This window comes from Alkalihalobacillus sp. BA299, assembly GCF_017745675.1.
Taxonomy (GTDB): Bacteria; Bacillota; Bacilli; order Bacillales; family Bacillaceae_F; genus Alkalihalobacterium.
This window is the reverse complement of record NZ_JAFLJM010000001.1, coordinates 161,605-178,939: the sequence shown is the minus strand read 5'-3', so window position 1 is coordinate 178,939 and position 17,335 is coordinate 161,605. Positions and strand designations below refer to the sequence as shown.

Here is a 17,335-nt window from a genome sequence, read left to right as displayed (position 1 = left end):
TATGTTTTTTGGGATCATGACTTCAATCGTCTTCATATATACACTTGTAAGTATTAGAAAAGTTTATCGTCATCGTAAAAGCCTTGAAAATATGAAAGGACTAATATCTGCAATGGTAATTAGTATGATGTCTAGTGTGACAGTCGGTGTCATATTAGGTGTCATCATAAGAGACTTGACTTTCTCTACTATAATTAGTGTCACGTTTGGGATCCTCATTGCCATGGCTATTGGACTACCAATAAGTTTTTTAACCATGATTGAAGGGGCTGGTGCTGGTATTATGGGAGGGATGATGGGAGCTATGCTCGGTGATATGCTCCCAACTACAAATTTTATTCTAATGGTAACTTTTATGGTTCTTATTTTTATCATGTCCGTCCTAGTGGTCTTTCATCTTATTGATCAAGAATTGAGCTCACACAGCCCCCAACCAAGCAATAGCATTCCTTTTCCGAAAATTATCACAACCACTCTATCCTTGCTCATCATTTTGTTTTCTGCAGTACTTGAGACAGGTGATTTAGATCATATTCATATGGAACACATAGAACAGCATTTGGATGGACATCAACATTAACAAAGGAAAGGAAGCCCTAATTGCTCCTTTCCTTTGTTATATTATGTCTTCTACTATGTTAACAAAATACTACAATAATTAGTAACATTAAGGAGTTAGGGATGGAGGTGTCCTATGTTTAGTTACATTTTCGTAAGAATAAGCAAGTTCAATTAATTTCGCTTCTTCAAAAGCTCCTGCTAAAAATTCTGCTCCAACCGGAAATCCATCATCTGTAAACCCAATTGGAAAACTAATTGCTGGTAATCCTGAGTTTGCACTCAAGAAACCATTGTTGTCTTCCCAACGTTGTTCATCAACCAACGAGGTAGACGTTTTAAAAGTTGGATAAAAAATAGCATCAAGACCATGTACCTTCATTTGTTCTAATATTCCCTTACGCAATTTCCCTCTATTTTCTAATGCAGATTTATATTCAAGATCCTCTAATGATTTACCGACCGCTTCTTTTAATTGTCCATCTATTCCCTCAATATGCTGTGCTTTTTCAATTAACTCTTTTAATGTAGCGACAGGACGATTTTCTCCCAATGAATGAAAATAGTCATTTAATGCGGATTCAAATTCCCAAGGATAAACAGATGCGTCGAAATCAAATATCTCTGGTATTGTGATATCAATCATTTCAGCACCTAGTGTTTCCATCATTTCGATGACCGATTCTAGCAGTGAATTAGTACCCGCGGCTTCTTCACCTTGCCCAAAGTAGTCTCTGAACACACCAATTTTTGTCCCTTGTAATGCATCTTCTTTTAAGTGGGCAAGAAAGCTTTTAGGTTTTTCACCAACACCAAATTCCGTAATAGGATCACGAGAATCTAGTTTTCCAGAAATCACATCCATTATAGCTGCGACATCTGAAACCGTTCTGCCAATAGGTCCTCCCACATCTTGTGTAGTTGAAATAGGAACAATTCCAGAACGACTCGTTAATCCATATGTTGCACGTAAACCTACTAAGTTATTTTGAGAGGCAGGGTAGCGAATGGAACAACCTGTATCTGTCCCCATCCCAACAGCTGCGAAATTCGCTGCGATAGCAGCACCTGTTCCTCCACTAGAACCACCTGCATGCTTTCTCAGATCATATGGGTTTAATGTTTGACCTCCAAGTGAACTGTTTGTTGACAGTCCGAAAGCAAATTCATGTAAATTAGATTTAGCTATAATAATAGCCCCCGCTTCCCGCAATTGCTTAACTATAAAAGAGTCCTCTAATGGAATGGAATCCTTTAGAACTTTAGAACCAGCCGATGTTGGCATATCAAACGTATCATAATTATCTTTTAAGATGATTGGTATCCCGTGCAATAAACCCCTTTTTCCTTTTCTTTTTCTTTCTTCATCTAATGAACGAGCTGTTTCCAATGCTTGATCATTAATATAAATAATAGATTTAAGAGCAGGCCCTTTTTTATCATACATCTCAATCCTTTTAAGATAGTATGTTACTAACTCTTCGGAAGTCAGTTTTCCTTTTTCCAACGCTTCCTGTAATTCAACAATTGTAGCTTCCTCAATAGTAAATGAACGATCCTCGGTTCCGTTAATAAGTTTATTAAGCTCCATTTAATCTTACCACCCTTCTTTTTAATTCATTCATCTTTTAGAAGTTGTCTTTATCTCACTGAGTGAGACATTATTTTATTACGTATCTTTGTTTCGTATAGTTCTTTGAATTGATACGGAGTCAAATTAGTATATTTCTTAAACTTTTTAATTAAATGAGATTGATCATAGTAATCATTTTCATGAACGACCTCCAAAAGAACAAAATCTTCCGACAATAGTATTTTTTTCATCGCACTTTGAAACTTTACGATCTGACTAAATTGTTTCGGTGAAAAACCAATGTATTCTTCAAACTTCTTTCGTAAATAACGGTCAGAGTAGCCTGATTGCTCTGACAATCTTTTCATGTTTAATTGACGCTTGGATGAATAGATTTCATGCAATGTAAAGTTAATGATATTCTGGTCATACCTAGCGCTAACCCTTGGGACTGTCATATGTTTTTTAAAAAGTCTAATTCTTTCTTCAAACGATGTAGCAGCCGCAATTACCTCAATAATCCTTTCGTCAATAGATACAGCATCACATAACGGAATTTGTTTATTAAGGATCTCTTTCATTGAGTAATTTAATTTCATAAAATTCTGTTCAGGTAAAAATCTCACCCCAAAGTATTCACAATTCAAATAGAAATTAGGCTGATCATGTTTACTGTGCTTTAACGGACTAGTCCAAACGATCGCAGAAGGAGCTGCAGGATTGCAACAAAATAACACGTCAAAACATCCATCAGGAACAATTGAAAGGCTTTTAGTAGAGTGTCTATTCGTTTTAAATTGATAAAACAATGCTATATCACTACTAATAGGCTTAATTTCTTTATAACACTCTCTATCAACTATAAGTAAGGGTTGAGAAGGCAAAAAATCTCTTTTGCAATTAAGAAGTTTAATCAAATTTAGAACCTCCTTTACTTGATAGCTTGTCTTAACCAAAATTATCCCAATCCTACCATTTTTACAATAAACTAGTCAGAAATTCTCACTCTCTTTCTTAAAACGTTCTACTCGACACTATTTTTTGACGGTTAAAGTGGTGTTGAATTTAGGTTCGGTATTGAAAGAATTCTATATTAAGAACTATTGTAAGAAACGGAACAAGTCTATTTACAAATATAAAAACAACAATTATCATTCGGAATAAGTTTCAAATACTTGGAAAAGGAGGATACAATGAAACTTCCATCAGTGAGGGTATTCCTCTTCCTTCACTGATGGTCGGATAAAAAGTGTAAATAGGTTTCATAGGTTTCCATCAGAAGAAGTCAAACAGTAAGGTTGCGTTACATTTTTGATCATCAAGTAGCATGCATCTTTATTTTTGTTACACTTAAAATTTCTTTTCTGGAGGGAAAAAGCATGAAAAAAACTGGATTCATAAGTCATGAAAGCTTTTTTTGGCATAACACAGGGAATGGTTCTTTATTTCTTCCACCAGGAGGTTGGGTTGAACCCAATATCCACGCTGAAAATCCAGCAACGAAGAGAAGATTTAAAAACTTATTAGAACTAAGCGGTTTATACGATCAGTTAGAAAAAATCTCCCCGAGAATAGCTACAAGAGAAGAACTGGAATATTTCCACACCCCTCGATACATCGATAAAATTAAGGAATTAAGTGACCTAACAGGTGGAGATGCTGGTGAATTAGCTCTTTTTGGGAAAGGATCTTTTGAAATTGCCAAGTTAGCAACGGGTGGTGCTATTACAGCAACAGACGCTGTAATGAATGGAGATGTTGAAAATGTATATGCGCTGATCCGCCCATGTGGTCATCATGCTGAACGTGATCGCGGGATGGGATTTTGTATCTTCAATCATGTCGCAATCGCAGCAAAATATGCAAAAAAGAAATACAACCTAAAACGTATACTCATTGTAGATTGGGACGTTCATCACGGGAATGGAACAGAGCAAGCGTTCTATGATGATCCTGACGTACTTTTTGTCTCCTTGCATCAAGAGTTAAATTACCCTGCTAACAGTGGCCTTATAGAACATATAGGTGAAGGAAAAGGAGAAGGATACAACATCAATATTCCACTTCCTGCAGGGACTGGAAATGCTGGTTATATGCACGCGTTTGAACAAATCATAGGTCCGATTGCCGATGAATTTCAACCTGAGTTAATTTATATTTCAGCTGGCCAAGATGCTAGCAATTATGATCCCCTTGGCAGAATGATGGTCGATGCAGAAGGATACTATCAACTTGCCGAATTCATGAAGAAGTTAGCTGAAAAGCATTGTGATGGAAAATTAATCGCTTGTCATGAAGGTGGTTACAGTGCAGATTACGTACCATTTTGCACATTACGAATAGTAGAAGCAATGAGTGAGATTAATACTCCTGTAGAAGATCCTTATCAAATTAACACTCCTCCTACTTCCTATATTGTAACAGAAGGACAAAAGAAACTAGTTGATGACGTAATTAAGATTCACTCAAACTATTGGAGTTTTGAAAAAATGAGCGTGTAACGGTAATGCCTCCTAATCGATTTTAAAATAAAGCCATAGTAAGATTTAAACCAGCCGTTTCGTACGGCTGGTTACATCAAACAAGAAACAAAATTAGTAAAACCCTGTCCCTGACTAATGAAACAAGGCTCTTACTAGAACAAGATTAGCTAAACTACGATCAAAAAGACCAATGGAGAACTTTCAGAAATTTCTTCACCAACAGCTAGACATGTGAAGGAGAAGTTGAAGAATTTTTCCTTGAATCAAAGTTTGTAAAATTTTTTTTAATTTTCCTATTGAAATTTTTAGTATTAGTTGATACTCTATAGGAGCGTTATTGGAAAGCAAAATATTCAATATATCATTTCTTTCCATGCAGATAATACTGACCACTTCCTTTAGGAAGTTAAGGCCATACGGACAGCCGGGTCTAATGCCGATTGGCAACTTAGTTGCCTTATTGATTGAGTTAAAAGCTCAAATTTTATAAGTTGGTTACTTTATAACCAGTGCATTTGCACAACAACTTGTGAAACGGTCAATAAGAGTGCTAAAAGTAATTATTTGCTATATAGACTCTGAGCCTATTATGATATATTTTGAATATTAAAAGCTTTTTATTATACTATTATTTGGACTATTAAGATAAACGCATACATATGTCTATATCATGGTATACTTATGCTTTTTAATATGATTGATTATGTCTTAAGCAAGTGTTGTGCGCGAGTGCTGCGTGTACACTTGCTTTTTTGTTTGTTTTAAAACTTTTTTATGGGGTATTGCCTTAAGTAGTTATTCACCCCTTTTGGTTGTGACAAACCCTCTAATATTGCAAAATTTATTTAGTTAGGAGTTATGTGAAATGGGAAAAGCACTTATTATTGGTTGTGGTGGTGTAGCTTCTGTAGCTATCCACAAATGCGTTCAAAACAGTGAAGTATTTGAAGAAATTTGTATCGCAAGTCGTACAAAGTCAAAATGTGACGACCTAAAAGCGAAACTAGATGGCGGAAAAACAAAAATTAGTACTGCACAAGTTGATGCAGATAATGTAGATGAGCTTATTGCTTTAATTGAAGAAGTTAAGCCAGATGTTGTTATGAACTTAGCGTTACCATATCAAGATTTAACGATTATGGATGCTTGCCTTGCAACGAAAACGAACTATTTAGATACGGCAAATTATGAGCCGGAAGATACGGCAAAATTTGAATATAAGTGGCAATGGGAATATCGTGAGCGCTTTGAAAAAGCAGGAATAACTGCTCTTTTAGGAAGTGGCTTTGATCCTGGTGTAACGGGTGTTTTCTCTGCGCATGCTCTAAAGCATCATTTTGATGAAATCGAATATATCGATATTCTCGATTGTAATGCAGGAGACCATGGCTATCCATTTGCAACTAACTTCAATCCGGAAATCAACATTCGTGAAGTGTCTGCGAATGGTCGTTACTGGGAAAATGGTGAATGGGTAGAAACGAAACCGATGGAAATTAAGCGCGTATACAACTTCCCTGAAGTTGGCGAAAAAGATATGTATTTATTATATCATGAAGAACTTGAATCACTTGCAGTAAACATTCCTGGCTTAAAACGAATCCGCTTTTTCATGACGTTTGGTGAGAGCTATTTAACTCACTTAAAGTGCTTAGAAAATGTTGGCTTAACGTCAATTGAGCCAATTGAATACGAAGGAAAACAAATCGTGCCGCTTCAGTTCTTAAAAGCGTTGTTACCGGATCCTGCTACTCTTGGTCCACGTACAAAAGGAAAAACAAACATCGGTTGTATTTTCCAAGGGAAAAAAGACGGAAAAGATAAAACGTATTATGTATACAATGTTTGTGACCACGAAGCGTGCTTTAAAGAAGTAGGCTCACAAGCAGTATCTTATACAACTGGCGTGCCTGCCATGATTGGTGCGATGATGCTGATGACTGGCAAATGGAACAAACCAGGCGTATACAACATTGAAGAATTTGATCCAGATCCATTTATGGAAGCATTAAACAAATGGGGATTACCATGGAAAGAAAGCTTCGATCCTGAGCTTGTCGATGGAAAGCCTGTAGAACAAAAAGAGCCGGAGCTTGTTCGCTAAAATGAAATTTGAAGAACTACCGACACCATGCTACGTAATAGATGAAGCACTACTAGAAAGAAATTTACAAATCCTAAATGGGGTCATAGAGCGTACAGGATGTAAAATTGTTTTAGCACAAAAAGCATTTTCCATGTCTTACTTTTATCCTCTCATTGGAGAGTATTTAAGCGGGACGACAGCTAGCGGCTTATACGAAGCTCGCCTAGGCCACGAAGAAATGGGCAAAGAAAATCATGTCTTTGCCCCTGCCTATCGTGACGACGAAATAGATGAAATTGTATCGATTTGCGATCATATCATCTTCAATTCCTTCTCGCAGCTAGACAAGTTCAAACATAAAGCACTTCAAGCAGGAAAAAAAGTCGGCTTGCGCATTAATCCGCAATGTTCTACACAGGTTGGACATGCTATCTATGACCCTTGTTCCCCAGGTTCAAGGTTCGGTGCTTCAACAGAGCAGTTTCGTCCTGACTTGCTAGAAGGTGTAACAGGGTTACACTTCCACACTCTTTGTCAGCAAAACTCGGATGATTTAGATACGACACTTCGAGCAATAGAGGAAAAATTCGGCCAGTGGCTGCCGCAAATGGAATGGATTAACTTCGGAGGCGGCCACCATATTACAAGAGAAGACTATGATATTCCATTACTGGAAGATTGTATTAAAAGAATGCAAGAGAAATATGGCTTAAAAGTATATTTGGAGCCAGGAGAAGCCGTTGCCTTAAATGCAGGCTACTTCGTTACTTCGGTTCTTGATACGCATCAAAACGGAATGGACATCGCGATTCTTGACACGTCAGCAACCTGTCATATGCCGGATGTTTTGGAAATGCCGTACCGCCCTCCCCTATTTGGTTCTGGAGAAGCTGGTGAAAAGCCATATACCTATCGACTTGGCGGGCAAACATGTTTAGCAGGAGATGTCATCGGCGATTATTCGTTCGATACGCCATTGAAAAGCGGCGACCGCTTAGTATTCGGCGATATGGCCATTTATACGATGGTCAAAACGACGACGTTTAACGGAATGCCGTTACCAGCCATCGCCGTGAAAGAAAAAAATGGCGATTGTAAAGTCGTACGCGAATTTGGCTATCAAGACTTTAAAATGAGACTCGCATAAGAGAGTCATAGAAAATATTCAGAAAAGTACACACAATAACCAGATTCTAAACGTAGAGTCTGGTTTTTTATGGTATAATGAAACAAACGAATAAAAAGAGGCTGATAGTTTGTTATATAAGACCGTAGAATTTCAAAATGTCGTAGGCCAGAAGTTAAAAGTCGTGGACATCCCTGTTGTTGCACGTAGTCATCGCCATTTTTTCATGATTCAAGCTCGCTTGCAAATGTTTATTTCGCCACTGTACAATCAACGTCAAACAAAAGACTGCTTTTCCTTTCGTGACTATTTGAAGCGAAAAATCAAATGGTCTGACTTCGAGAATTTATTTCATATTGATAATCGTAAGAGCAACGACGACTCTCTTATCTATTTTCCTTCATCCGTCAGGAACGATGACTTTCCTTCATAAATTATGAAATCCAGTAGCTCATTGTGCTACTGGATTTTGTCATCTCTTATAAACAATCGAAAGACGATTAGCTCGTATGTGTAATATGAACAACATTTCCTTCTTCATCATCTAACAGGTTAGCTTGAACAATTTATTAAATTGTTTTTATATTTTTTTAATCATTCGTACTAGACGCTAACTCTTCGCTGTATCTGATTTTACCCAAGCATCCATAACTAAATCTGCAAAATCGTTTTTTTCTTCAATATCTCCAAGGATCATGTCTACTTCCCCTACTACAAGCTCAAACATGTTTATTTTTCGATCCAAAAGATTTAAAATATGGTGTTCTATTGTTTGTTTGGCAACTAAATTATAAACATAAACATCTTTTTCCTGCCCTATTCGGTGTATCCGACCTATTCTTTGTTCAATTGCCATTGGATTCCAAGGAATATCGTAGTTTATCATCCCATGACAAAATTGTAGGTTACGACCTTCACCACCGACTTCAGTACTTACGAGAACATCTGCCTCTTCTCTAAAATAAGTTACTTGATCCTCTTTTTCTTTCCTCCTAAGTCCGCCATGAAACTCAGCAACTTTAAAGCCTAGTTTTTTCTTCCAAGCCTGTGTGTTTCTATTTTTTATATGATGGGCTTCATCAACGATAATGAGATCATAATGTTGATCACAAATTATTTCACGATGTTCTTTTCGTTTAGCCATTGCGATTGAGGCGATTACTTTAGGATAGTGTGCCCATGCCTCTTTCCCCATTTTTTTAAATCCAGAATCATCAGACCTTATGAAGTCTTGATTAAATTTTCGTTTCATCTCATTTTCCCATTGCTGTACAAGCGAAGGGGGACAAAGAATAAGAATTTTACGGGCTAATCCACGAATGATATATTCTTGCATGGTCATACCAGCTTCAATGGTTTTCCCTAGACCTACTTCATCACATAAAAGGCTCGTCCCTTTAAACGATGCATAACGGATTTAACTGTTTTTACTTGATAGTCATATACTTCTAGTTCTCGCAGGTGTGGTAGACAAATGAGGGTGCCACGATGTATATCAAACTGAAAATCTTGTGCTAAATCGTATAATTGATACCAAATTTCCGAACTTTGTTTCATATTATTCATTGCTTTTAGTACATCTTCTGTACGCTCTGCTGCTTCAGGATTACTGATTAAATTTTTTACAACATTAGTGTTTGCAATTGGCAACGAAGAAACTTTGATTTTTTTATCGCTGCTTCTTTCAATGAATAAACAATTTGATTCATAAGACTTAAAAAAACCTTTCAAACCCCGACCGCTTATTGTCTTCTCCGTCAAATTCACCTTGAACTTCCATATTGTGTTTTCTTCATTAGTAAATTCTAAGGGCTCATCTAAACTTTCTATGTCTTCAAAAAATCGGACAAGACCTTTATCCATTTCTAGAGTATTTATATCAAATAAATCCGCTTTCCATTTAAATAGATATTTACTCAATAAATTCACCTTCCGCTCCGAAATCTTACAAAAGAAGATATTACTATTCTAGCGATAATCTCGTATTCTATTATTTATAATATTCGATATTATTATATAGAAAGTTGTTCTTTAAAATAAGCTCAACTGTTCATGAGGAGAGTTATTTTTCTTTTTATTTGACTTTTCTTCCTCTGGAACAATAAGTAGCTCCTCTATCTCCATACTTTTTCCATCAACGACCTTTTGCGCATGTTGCAGCATGTGTTCCTCGTTACATTCTGGACAAATATATACCGTTCCGGGCAAACGAGACATCGCAATTTTCATTCTTTCTTCCTTTGAGATCCCCTTATTTTTCGAACAACTCCCACAGAGTTTTTCCATTTTTTGTATCACCTCTCCGAAAATCGTTATATTCTCTTATCTTAACATAATTTATAATCGATATAATATATCAACTGATTTATTAAAATGCTTAATAAACTATAACCTAATGTAAATAGGCGCTCCTTATTAAGAAAAACGGAAGGTGTCTGCTTATCGGCGACAAGCGCTGGAGGGCCAGCAATTAGTGTCTTGACTTTTAGACACGTTTGATGGACCGAAGCGACCTCGAGCCGATGACACCTGTAGCTAGACATTCTCGAAATTTAAACTTTTTTATTCTTTAAGAAAGAGCGCCTGTTGAAGAATACGAAATAATAACGTAAAAATTTCATAATACTAAGGTTTGTACAAAGTTTACAGATTTATATTAATGTAGTTTAAATATTAGGAAAGATCGGTTTCAGGCACTTCTTTTTTTATTTATAATAAGCGTATGTACAACAATAAATATAAAGTTAGAAAGAGGGTAGCGAACATTGGATTTAGGATTATCCGGAAAAGTCGCGATGATAACAGGAGGCAGTAAAGGAATCGGTTTAGAAACCGCTCTTCAATTAGCGTATGAAGGAACTAAGATTGCCATTATTGCACGAAACGAAAACAATCTACATAAGGCTGCAAATGATATTACAGAAAGAACAGGTGCTGAAGTCTTACCAATCCAAGCCGATGTATCAAAAGAAGACGATTGTAAGCATGCTGTGGAGAAAGCAGCTGAACACTTTGGACGTTTAGATATTCTCATTAATAATGCTGGAACAGCTAATGCGAAACCATTTGAACTAGTTGATACGGCTCTATGGAAAGAAGACTTAGATTTAAAATTATTCGGAGCAATCTATTGCTCACGATATGCGCTTCCTTTTATGAAAAAAGTTGGAGGTGGTTCAATTGTTAACATTACAACTTCATCCGCCAAAACTCCGCCCGCATCAGGCTTGCCAACAAATGTAAGTCGCGCAGCTGGTTTGGCTTTGACAAAAGCCATGAGTAATGATCTTGCCTCTGACCAAATTAGGGTAAACACAGTATGTATCGGTTTAATTCGAAGTGATCAAATTGAAAAAATGTGGAAAAAACGTGCTCCTGAAAAGACATGGGAAGAGTTTTCTGCTGATCCTAGCCACGGGATTCCATTAGGACGGATCGGTAATACAGAAGAAGCTGCAAAAGTCATCACTTTCCTTTCGTCAGATGCTGCTTCATATGTAACAGGCACTTCAATAAACATTGATGGCGGAAAAGGCGCAGCACTTTAAAAACGCAGATGATTGCCTTTCTTTTTATATATTTAAGTGTAAATATATCAGGTGAATATGAACTGAGTATGTACTAGATGAAAAAGTGCTGGTACACATTTGATAAAACGCTATCCTTATTTATGGATAGCGTCTAGTAAAAATAAGAAAAAACATTCGATTGAAAAACTCGTAGAAGTTGCTCCGTCGTTATTTCCGTTAATCGTTCTTTTGGGTAAGATTCCGCACAATTATTTACAATGATATCTATTTTACCAAAGGCATGTAAGGTTTGCTGTACCACTTGTTGACTTGTCTTTTCTTGTCCTAAATCTCCAGCAAGGACAAGGCAATGTTGTCCTAGTTGCTCAACACGGTGCTTCGTTTCCAAAGCATCAATATGTTCATTTAAATACACAATTGCTCTTCCAATACCGCTATCTCCACCTGAAATGATAGCTACTTTCCCCTGTAATTTACCTGTTGGGCGATAAGCGTCGGTTTCTGAAATAGGTCTTGGTACCATCAACCATTCAAGCCCCGGATGAAATGGCTGATGTTGTGGTGGGAATTGAACAGGTATCTTTTCTGTTTTTATCACGTATTGTTGCTGTTCTATTTTTCTTCTCCTCTCTAGGTATTATTTATTAACTTATGCCTAGAAATGGAGTTAAGTTCGTTCATCTTTATTTAATAGTTCATACAGTATGACACTTGATAATCGTGAAGGATGAATTAACAATATTGTTATTGCACTTATCTGCTGCATTAGCCCCAATAACACTCTTTCTTAATATTAACTTTAAACTCATATACCCGTTCTTCAATCAGGAATTGCTTATAGTACACTTTAATTATGATAAAATTACAATTGGGTAAAATTTGTTATCGTAAGGTGTGACTATGTGAATGAGATTAATCGAAAAGTTGTATTCATTTATCATTTTATTATCAGTTATTATTGGAATAAGTATAGGACAAATTGAGGCAATACGAGCTAATGTGGAAAGCTTTATTGTTCCTTTATTAGTAGCCATGCTATATATTACTTTCTTCCAAATCCCTATTGAAGAAATAAAGAAAGCTTTTAAGAACATCAAGTTTACATACACATCGGTCATCATTAATTTTGTCTGGACACCGATATTAGCGTGGCTTTTAGCTTTCATATTTTTAGCTGACAATCCAGCGTTATATATAGGATTTATTATGTTAATGGTTACACCTTGTACTGATTGGTACTTAATTTTCACCGGGATCGCGAAAGGGAATGTAGCTTTATCAATGGCAATCTTACCATTAAATTTAATACTACAAGTCATTCTATTACCTATTTACTTACTTATTTTTGGTGGGAGGACAGGAGTTATTGAACTTACGTTTTTAGTGGAAAGTATTATTATTGTGCTGTTCGCACCATTATTTCTAGCATTTCTAACCAAAATATTTTTGAGAAATAAACAACAGTTAAGAGGAAAGCTTATATCTAATCTTAGTGTTTTACCGATTATTTTCCTAAGCCTTGCAATTGTAGCTATGTTTGCATCACAAGGGAAATTGCTACTTGATAACTTAAATTTAATGTGGCAAATAACGGCTCCTATCCTATTATTTTTTGTGGTGAATTTTATTGTTGGACAAAAGGTTGGTAAGGTATTGAAGTTCCCATATAAAGACAGAGCAAGCCTAAGTTTAACTACTTTAGCTCGAAATTCACCCATCGCTTTAGCAATCGCTATGACAGCATTTCCAAACCAACCTTTAATAGCTCTTACATTAGTTATTGGTCCATTATTAGAATTACCTGTTCTTGCTATCATCACTCAACTTTTATTATTAAAAGCCAATCAGTTAAACTAACTGATTCTTTAATTTTTGCTAACTCGTGCTGATTTTTCTTTGTCAGGGGCATTCAACATTTCTGATAAAGCTGTTGGTACAACTTGCCATGATAAACCATACTTATCCTTTAACCAACCGCATTGCTCTGCTTCAGGGACTGCTGAAAGTTTTTCCCAATAGTGGTCAACTTCTTCTTTCGTCTCACAATTGATAATAAAAGAAATTGCTTCATTGAAAGTAAAATTATGATTATGAGCACTGTCCATCGCCGCAAAATAGTGTCCTCCAAGCGTGAAATCCGCGAACATAATAGTCCCTTCCTTGTCAGGTTTTTGTCCTGCACCATAACGAAAAATAGTTCCAACCTTTGAATCTTCGAATATGGATTGGTAGAAATTAATAGCATCTTCGGCTTTGCCACATATGTCACCGACAAACATCAGTTTCGGGACAATCGTTTGCTCCACTATGTAATCAGCTAAAATCAGCTGCCACGATACACCAAACTTATCCTCTATCCAACCATATCTTTCACTAAATGGATATTTATCAAGCGGCATCAACACATTACCGCCGTCCAACAACTTCGTCCAAAGCTCATCTATCTCATCTTTCGTAGTGCAGTTTACAATGAATGATATGGCAGGTGTAAATTTAAAATGGGATCCCCCATTTAATGCCAAGAATTTCTGGCCGTTAAGTTCAAATTCCACTGTCATTGCACTGCCTTCAGACTACCCTGACGCTTCTACTGTAGCTTTGTTATGGCGAGTAATACGTCCAATCTTTGAATTAGTAAAAATAGAAATATAAAAATTCACTGCCTCTTCCGCATTATTGTCATACCACAAACAGGGGTTAATTTTTTGCATAAATAAATCTCCTTTACCGATCCCACGCATGAGAAATAAGGCTGGGTATTTTTTATTTGGTTCCATCTAGCTAACGCTCACTTTTTATGAGTAATTAACATACTCTATTTAGAAACATTTTTAAAACGGGAGGAATTTAAAAATTGTATCCTTATTTCTATAACCCTTACCAACCTTTACCTTATTATGGTTACAAAAATAAAGCTTATTTTTGTAACGGATATCCTAACCAAGCACCATATCAACCATTGGGATATCATCAAAATCAAATACCGTATCCTAGTCCTAGTGAACTTTTAGTTTACGGGCCATATCAAGAAGGGCCTTCATCACAGATGATCCCACCTGAATGGTTTCAACAAGTATATGGTTCTAGAAAATAATTGCCATGGATCCAAACAAAAGGAGCTTATCTGTACGTCATTCGGGTATTCTTAGTAACCTTGAAAGTTTGCCTCGTACGCATCTGTCACTTTCTATCCGACATCGACGTTGGCTTTAACCATTTTATTAAACCAAAGCACCCGTATTATAAAAAAGGAGAAGAAATAGATTGTACAACAAGAAAAGCGCAAGCGCGCCGTTTACCGACGTACGGACTGGACTGAACCGCAGGAGATAAAGGAGACACGGCGAGTGCTAACGAGCCGATGTTGACTTATCGTACGGCGGTGAGGGAAGTCTCGCTAGTCGGTGGGCGCTGTAGCTAGACATGAAAAGCGCAAGCGCCCGTTTAGCGGCGTATGGACTGGAGCCCCACCGTATGAGATAAAGGAAACACGCAGAGCGAAAGCGATGCGATGTTGACTTATCGTAAGGAGGGGGAGCGAAGTCCACTAGACGCTGGGCGCTGTAGCTAGACATCCTCGAAATTTAAACTCTTATTCTTTAACAAACTAATTCTTCCTTATGTAGAGAAATCTACATGGATTGGTTGAATTTTTCCGTCTTTTAATGGGTTTTTACTATTTAGTTGTAATGAAACGCCTTCATCTGGATTAATTCCAATCATCAAAAGATTAGGAAATGTTTTCTCATTTTCAGATTGGTAAAGCTATTTTAACGGATTTTTAAATTCAATCATAATCCGCGTTGATTTTACTTTCATACGCTTACAAACGGCTTCGATCACTTTTCTTTAATCGAAGAATGTTACTTGTTCTCTATAACTTTAAAGTCAATTTTTCCTTTTATCATATAATCTTTTCTACTGTTATCATTGTTTTCAACATAAAAATCAACATACCCATTAACAACATAATAGCCAGGAAGGAAACCGTCTTTTATAAAGCTTTTCATAAAGTCAACATAATCGCTTTCATCTTGAGAACCATACCCACCGCTTCTCCTATATTCTTCCCGAATTGGCTGACCTTTCTTAAGAGTTGTCCTTATCAACGGCTCCTCCATCGGATAACCAATCTCAAACCCTCGCGTTTTTTCAAACATAGGGAAATTAAATGGTGAAGCAGCGTGAAAAATCGTCACCTCTTCTTTATCACCAATATACTCTAATTCAGAATATATATTTACTGTTTCATTTTTACGATACTCTTCTTTTTCAGTTACAATACGATAAATAAAATCTCCCTCTGTTTCCTCGACTGTCGTATTTAATACTTTGAATTCATCTAATTCTGCTGTAAGGTTATTATTTTCTTGTTCTGAACCACAACTGGCTAGAAAAATTGGCAATATTATAGTTCCTAAAATAATTAGTTTTCTCATTTATAAAAGTCACCTCCTTATAAATAAACGTACAAAAATTTCATAAGGTTACAAACTATTGTGCAACAGTCCTGTTCGTCAGCAAAGAAGAAAAGCGATCCTCACTTAATCAAGCAGCTTATACGTTTATCCTTTGGTCATATTTCTCCCTCAAGCGCTTTATATCTTCTCTAGGTGGAAAACCAAACATTCGGGAATATTCACGGCTGAATTGCGATGGACTTTCATAGCCTACCCGGAATGCGACATCAGCTGCATCTGTTGACTCGGATAATAACAGGCGCCTGGCTTCCTGCAATCTCAGTTGTTTTTGGAACTGAATAGGGCTCATAGCGGTTACGTCTTTAAAGTGCCTATGAAGTGAAGAAACACTCATATTTGCTATTTCCACAAGCTCCTCAATTCGAAAAGTCCTATCAAAATTTTTCATAATATGTTCGATAACGCCTCCGATTCGGTAGGTATAGCTACCTTCTATTGCCATTTGTTCGAGAGCTCCTCCATTTGGTCCTTGCAGAAGCCTATAGAGAATTTCCTTCGTGAATAAAAGAGCAAGTACCGGGATATCTTCCGGATTATCTAGCAAGTGAGCTAGCCTGACTACTGCATCCAACAGAGATGGCTCTGTTTTGCTGACAAACATAGCTCGTTTCGCATCTTTTTTTGGTCCAACTCGAATTTTAGAAGCACTCAAAACCTCTAAAATTTGACTCGGTGTAAATTCAATTTTGAGTGCCAAATATGGAGCATCAGAAGAGGCTTCTATAACTTGTCCGGTAATCGGCAAGTTAACCGATGCAACAATGTAATCGCCAGGGCCGTACCTAAAGCGATCCTGTGCCAGCAATACCTCCTTTTCACCTTGAACGATAATGCATAAGGAGGGTTTGTAAACTCCATAAACTGGTTCGGTAACATGAGATTCACTAATAAAAAATAAAGACGGAATAGCAGTTATGTGAACACCATCCTGCTCTGAATTACGCTCAATTAGCTTGGCTAGCTCATCCTGCTGTTTATATATACATTCAGACATAAAACCCTCCTTGTTCCTTCATCCTTGATAGTTCCATTATAACGCATATTCTCTGTTACGTTAGTGGTTATGAGAAGATTAGGCAATCATTTGGGACGAATGAGATAACGGTAGTGCTTTCATTTGTTTCATAATAAGGATACTAAAGCTTTTTACATAACATTATTTCTATGATTGCAAAGTTATCAAAATATAGGTAGAGGAGTATTTGAAGAATGATAGAAAAACAATTTAAAATCATTATGAGTACTGGATTTGCTCGTCCAGCAACCTTGTTAATAAAAGTTGCCTGCAAGTTTACATCTAAAATATATCTTGAATATCAAGGGAAATCTGTTGACCTAAAAAACTCACCCAAGTCCATAATGGATGTTATGTCGTTAGGAATTAGACCTGGTGCTCAATTTAATATAAGGGCTGACGGAATTGACGAGCATCAGGCTTTACAATCAATAGAAAAGCATTTGAATAAAGAGAAAATAACTAAGGAATAGGGGTACTTTT

Annotated in this window: 18 protein-coding genes and 2 pseudogenes; 9 read left to right on the top strand and 11 right to left on the bottom strand. The window is 36.6% G+C overall.

Annotated features, from left to right (window positions below):
* The first annotated feature begins 1 nt into the window (after position 1).
* Positions 2 to 580, top strand: a complete 579-nt coding sequence (locus J0N78_RS00840) for a hypothetical protein (RefSeq protein WP_209121112.1) — start codon at positions 2 to 4, stop codon at positions 578 to 580.
* An 87-nt stretch (positions 581 to 667) separates the two neighbouring features.
* Here the strand turns inward: J0N78_RS00840 and J0N78_RS00835 are convergent, their stop codons facing one another.
* Both J0N78_RS00835 and J0N78_RS00830 read right to left on the bottom strand, forming a co-directional pair.
* Entirely contained in the window at positions 668 to 2,149 is a 1,482-nt protein-coding gene (locus J0N78_RS00835; protein ID WP_209121111.1) for an amidase family protein, read from the bottom strand.
* Between the two features lie 50 nt (positions 2,150 to 2,199).
* Positions 2,200 to 3,048, bottom strand: coding sequence for a helix-turn-helix domain-containing protein (locus tag J0N78_RS00830; protein ID WP_209121110.1), 849 nt, complete (start codon positions 3,046 to 3,048; stop codon positions 2,200 to 2,202).
* 462 nt (positions 3,049 to 3,510) lie between these two features.
* Here J0N78_RS00830 and J0N78_RS00825 point away from each other — a divergent pair, with 462 nt between their 5' ends.
* The 4 genes from J0N78_RS00825 to J0N78_RS00810 all read left to right on the top strand — a co-directional run bounded on the left by J0N78_RS00825 (position 3,511) and on the right by J0N78_RS00810 (position 8,259).
* Positions 3,511 to 4,632, top strand: coding sequence for a class II histone deacetylase (locus J0N78_RS00825; protein WP_209121109.1), 1,122 nt, complete (start codon positions 3,511 to 3,513; stop codon positions 4,630 to 4,632).
* A gap of 847 nt (positions 4,633 to 5,479) precedes the next feature.
* On the top strand, positions 5,480 to 6,718 hold the full coding sequence (locus J0N78_RS00820) for a saccharopine dehydrogenase family protein (protein ID WP_209121108.1): 1,239 nt from the start codon (positions 5,480 to 5,482) through the stop codon (positions 6,716 to 6,718).
* A 1-nt stretch (position 6,719) separates the two neighbouring features.
* A complete protein-coding gene (gene nspC, locus J0N78_RS00815; protein ID WP_209121107.1) occupies positions 6,720 to 7,847 on the top strand; it encodes a carboxynorspermidine decarboxylase in 1,128 nt (375 codons plus the stop codon).
* Positions 7,848 to 7,956: 109 nt separating this feature from the next.
* On the top strand, positions 7,957 to 8,259 hold the full coding sequence (locus tag J0N78_RS00810) for a DUF2535 family protein (protein WP_209121106.1): 303 nt from the start codon (positions 7,957 to 7,959) through the stop codon (positions 8,257 to 8,259).
* Positions 8,260 to 8,436: 177 nt separating this feature from the next.
* Here the strand turns inward: J0N78_RS00810 and J0N78_RS25590 are convergent, their stop codons facing one another.
* The 3 genes from J0N78_RS25590 to J0N78_RS00800 all read right to left on the bottom strand — a co-directional run bounded on the left by J0N78_RS25590 (position 8,437) and on the right by J0N78_RS00800 (position 10,112).
* On the bottom strand, positions 8,437 to 9,162 hold the full coding sequence (locus J0N78_RS25590; protein WP_247747043.1) for a DEAD/DEAH box helicase: 726 nt from the start codon (positions 9,160 to 9,162) through the stop codon (positions 8,437 to 8,439).
* A 32-nt stretch (positions 9,163 to 9,194) separates the two neighbouring features.
* Positions 9,195 to 9,746: a hypothetical protein gene (locus J0N78_RS25585; RefSeq protein WP_247747042.1), complete on the bottom strand. Its 552-nt coding sequence runs from the start codon at positions 9,744 to 9,746 to the stop codon at positions 9,195 to 9,197.
* Between the two features lie 111 nt (positions 9,747 to 9,857).
* Entirely contained in the window at positions 9,858 to 10,112 is a 255-nt protein-coding gene (locus J0N78_RS00800) for a hypothetical protein (protein ID WP_209121105.1), read from the bottom strand.
* Positions 10,113 to 10,591: 479 nt separating this feature from the next.
* On the opposite strand from J0N78_RS00800, the gene J0N78_RS00795 reads away from it, so the two are divergent.
* Positions 10,592 to 11,374 (top strand): SDR family NAD(P)-dependent oxidoreductase, encoded by a 783-nt coding sequence (locus J0N78_RS00795; RefSeq protein WP_209121104.1) that lies wholly within the window; start codon positions 10,592 to 10,594, stop codon positions 11,372 to 11,374.
* A 133-nt stretch (positions 11,375 to 11,507) separates the two neighbouring features.
* Here the strand turns inward: J0N78_RS00795 and J0N78_RS00790 are convergent, their stop codons facing one another.
* Entirely contained in the window at positions 11,508 to 11,879 is a 372-nt protein-coding gene (locus J0N78_RS00790) for an SDR family NAD(P)-dependent oxidoreductase (protein WP_209121389.1), read from the bottom strand.
* A 383-nt stretch (positions 11,880 to 12,262) separates the two neighbouring features.
* Here J0N78_RS00790 and J0N78_RS00785 point away from each other — a divergent pair, with 383 nt between their 5' ends.
* A complete protein-coding gene (locus J0N78_RS00785) occupies positions 12,263 to 13,213 on the top strand; it encodes an arsenic resistance protein (protein WP_209121103.1) in 951 nt (316 codons plus the stop codon).
* Positions 13,214 to 13,221: 8 nt separating this feature from the next.
* Here J0N78_RS00785 and J0N78_RS25580 read toward each other — a convergent pair whose 3' ends face one another.
* On the bottom strand, positions 13,222 to 13,662 hold the full coding sequence (locus J0N78_RS25580; RefSeq protein ID WP_307794884.1) for a VOC family protein: 441 nt from the start codon (positions 13,660 to 13,662) through the stop codon (positions 13,222 to 13,224).
* A gap of 27 nt (positions 13,663 to 13,689) precedes the next feature.
* Positions 13,690 to 14,067 (bottom strand): annotated as a pseudogene (locus tag J0N78_RS25575) (VOC family protein); the annotation flags it as partial.
* Positions 14,068 to 14,210: 143 nt separating this feature from the next.
* Between J0N78_RS25575 and J0N78_RS00775 the strand changes: the two are divergent.
* Positions 14,211 to 14,450: a hypothetical protein gene (locus J0N78_RS00775; RefSeq protein WP_209121102.1), complete on the top strand. Its 240-nt coding sequence runs from the start codon at positions 14,211 to 14,213 to the stop codon at positions 14,448 to 14,450.
* Positions 14,451 to 14,980: 530 nt separating this feature from the next.
* Here the strand turns inward: J0N78_RS00775 and J0N78_RS00770 are convergent.
* The 3 genes and pseudogenes from J0N78_RS00770 to J0N78_RS00760 form a co-directional block, all read right to left on the bottom strand.
* Positions 14,981 to 15,181, bottom strand: a pseudogene (locus J0N78_RS00770) (glucose-6-phosphate dehydrogenase); the annotation flags it as partial.
* 38 nt (positions 15,182 to 15,219) lie between these two features.
* Complete coding sequence (locus tag J0N78_RS00765) at positions 15,220 to 15,795, bottom strand: hypothetical protein (protein WP_209121101.1); 576 nt, start codon at positions 15,793 to 15,795, stop codon at positions 15,220 to 15,222.
* Between the two features lie 118 nt (positions 15,796 to 15,913).
* Complete coding sequence (locus tag J0N78_RS00760; RefSeq protein WP_209121100.1) at positions 15,914 to 16,831, bottom strand: AraC family transcriptional regulator; 918 nt, start codon at positions 16,829 to 16,831, stop codon at positions 15,914 to 15,916.
* Between the two features lie 215 nt (positions 16,832 to 17,046).
* Here J0N78_RS00760 and J0N78_RS00755 point away from each other — a divergent pair, with 215 nt between their 5' ends.
* Positions 17,047 to 17,325: an HPr family phosphocarrier protein gene (locus J0N78_RS00755; RefSeq protein WP_247747041.1), complete on the top strand. Its 279-nt coding sequence runs from the start codon at positions 17,047 to 17,049 to the stop codon at positions 17,323 to 17,325.
* Positions 17,326 to 17,335 lie beyond the last annotated feature (10 nt).

Coding starts and splice junctions, on each gene's coding strand:
- J0N78_RS00840 (WP_209121112.1), top strand. CDS start 2: ATGTTTTTTGGGATCATGACTTCAATCGTCTTCATATATACACTTGTA.
- J0N78_RS00835 (WP_209121111.1), bottom strand. CDS start 2,149: ATGGAGCTTAATAAACTTATTAACGGAACCGAGGATCGTTCATTTACT.
- J0N78_RS00825 (WP_209121109.1), top strand. CDS start 3,511: ATGAAAAAAACTGGATTCATAAGTCATGAAAGCTTTTTTTGGCATAAC.
- J0N78_RS00820 (WP_209121108.1), top strand. CDS start 5,480: ATGGGAAAAGCACTTATTATTGGTTGTGGTGGTGTAGCTTCTGTAGCT.
- nspC (WP_209121107.1), top strand. CDS start 6,720: ATGAAATTTGAAGAACTACCGACACCATGCTACGTAATAGATGAAGCA.
- J0N78_RS25590 (WP_247747043.1), bottom strand. CDS start 9,162: ATGCAAGAATATATCATTCGTGGATTAGCCCGTAAAATTCTTATTCTT.
- J0N78_RS00800 (WP_209121105.1), bottom strand. CDS start 10,112: ATGGAAAAACTCTGTGGGAGTTGTTCGAAAAATAAGGGGATCTCAAAG.
- J0N78_RS00790 (WP_209121389.1), bottom strand. CDS start 11,879: ATGGTACCAAGACCTATTTCAGAAACCGACGCTTATCGCCCAACAGGT.
- J0N78_RS00785 (WP_209121103.1), top strand. CDS start 12,263: ATGAGATTAATCGAAAAGTTGTATTCATTTATCATTTTATTATCAGTT.
- J0N78_RS00765 (WP_209121101.1), bottom strand. CDS start 15,795: ATGAGAAAACTAATTATTTTAGGAACTATAATATTGCCAATTTTTCTA.
- J0N78_RS00760 (WP_209121100.1), bottom strand. CDS start 16,831: ATGTCTGAATGTATATATAAACAGCAGGATGAGCTAGCCAAGCTAATT.
- J0N78_RS00755 (WP_247747041.1), top strand. CDS start 17,047: ATGATAGAAAAACAATTTAAAATCATTATGAGTACTGGATTTGCTCGT.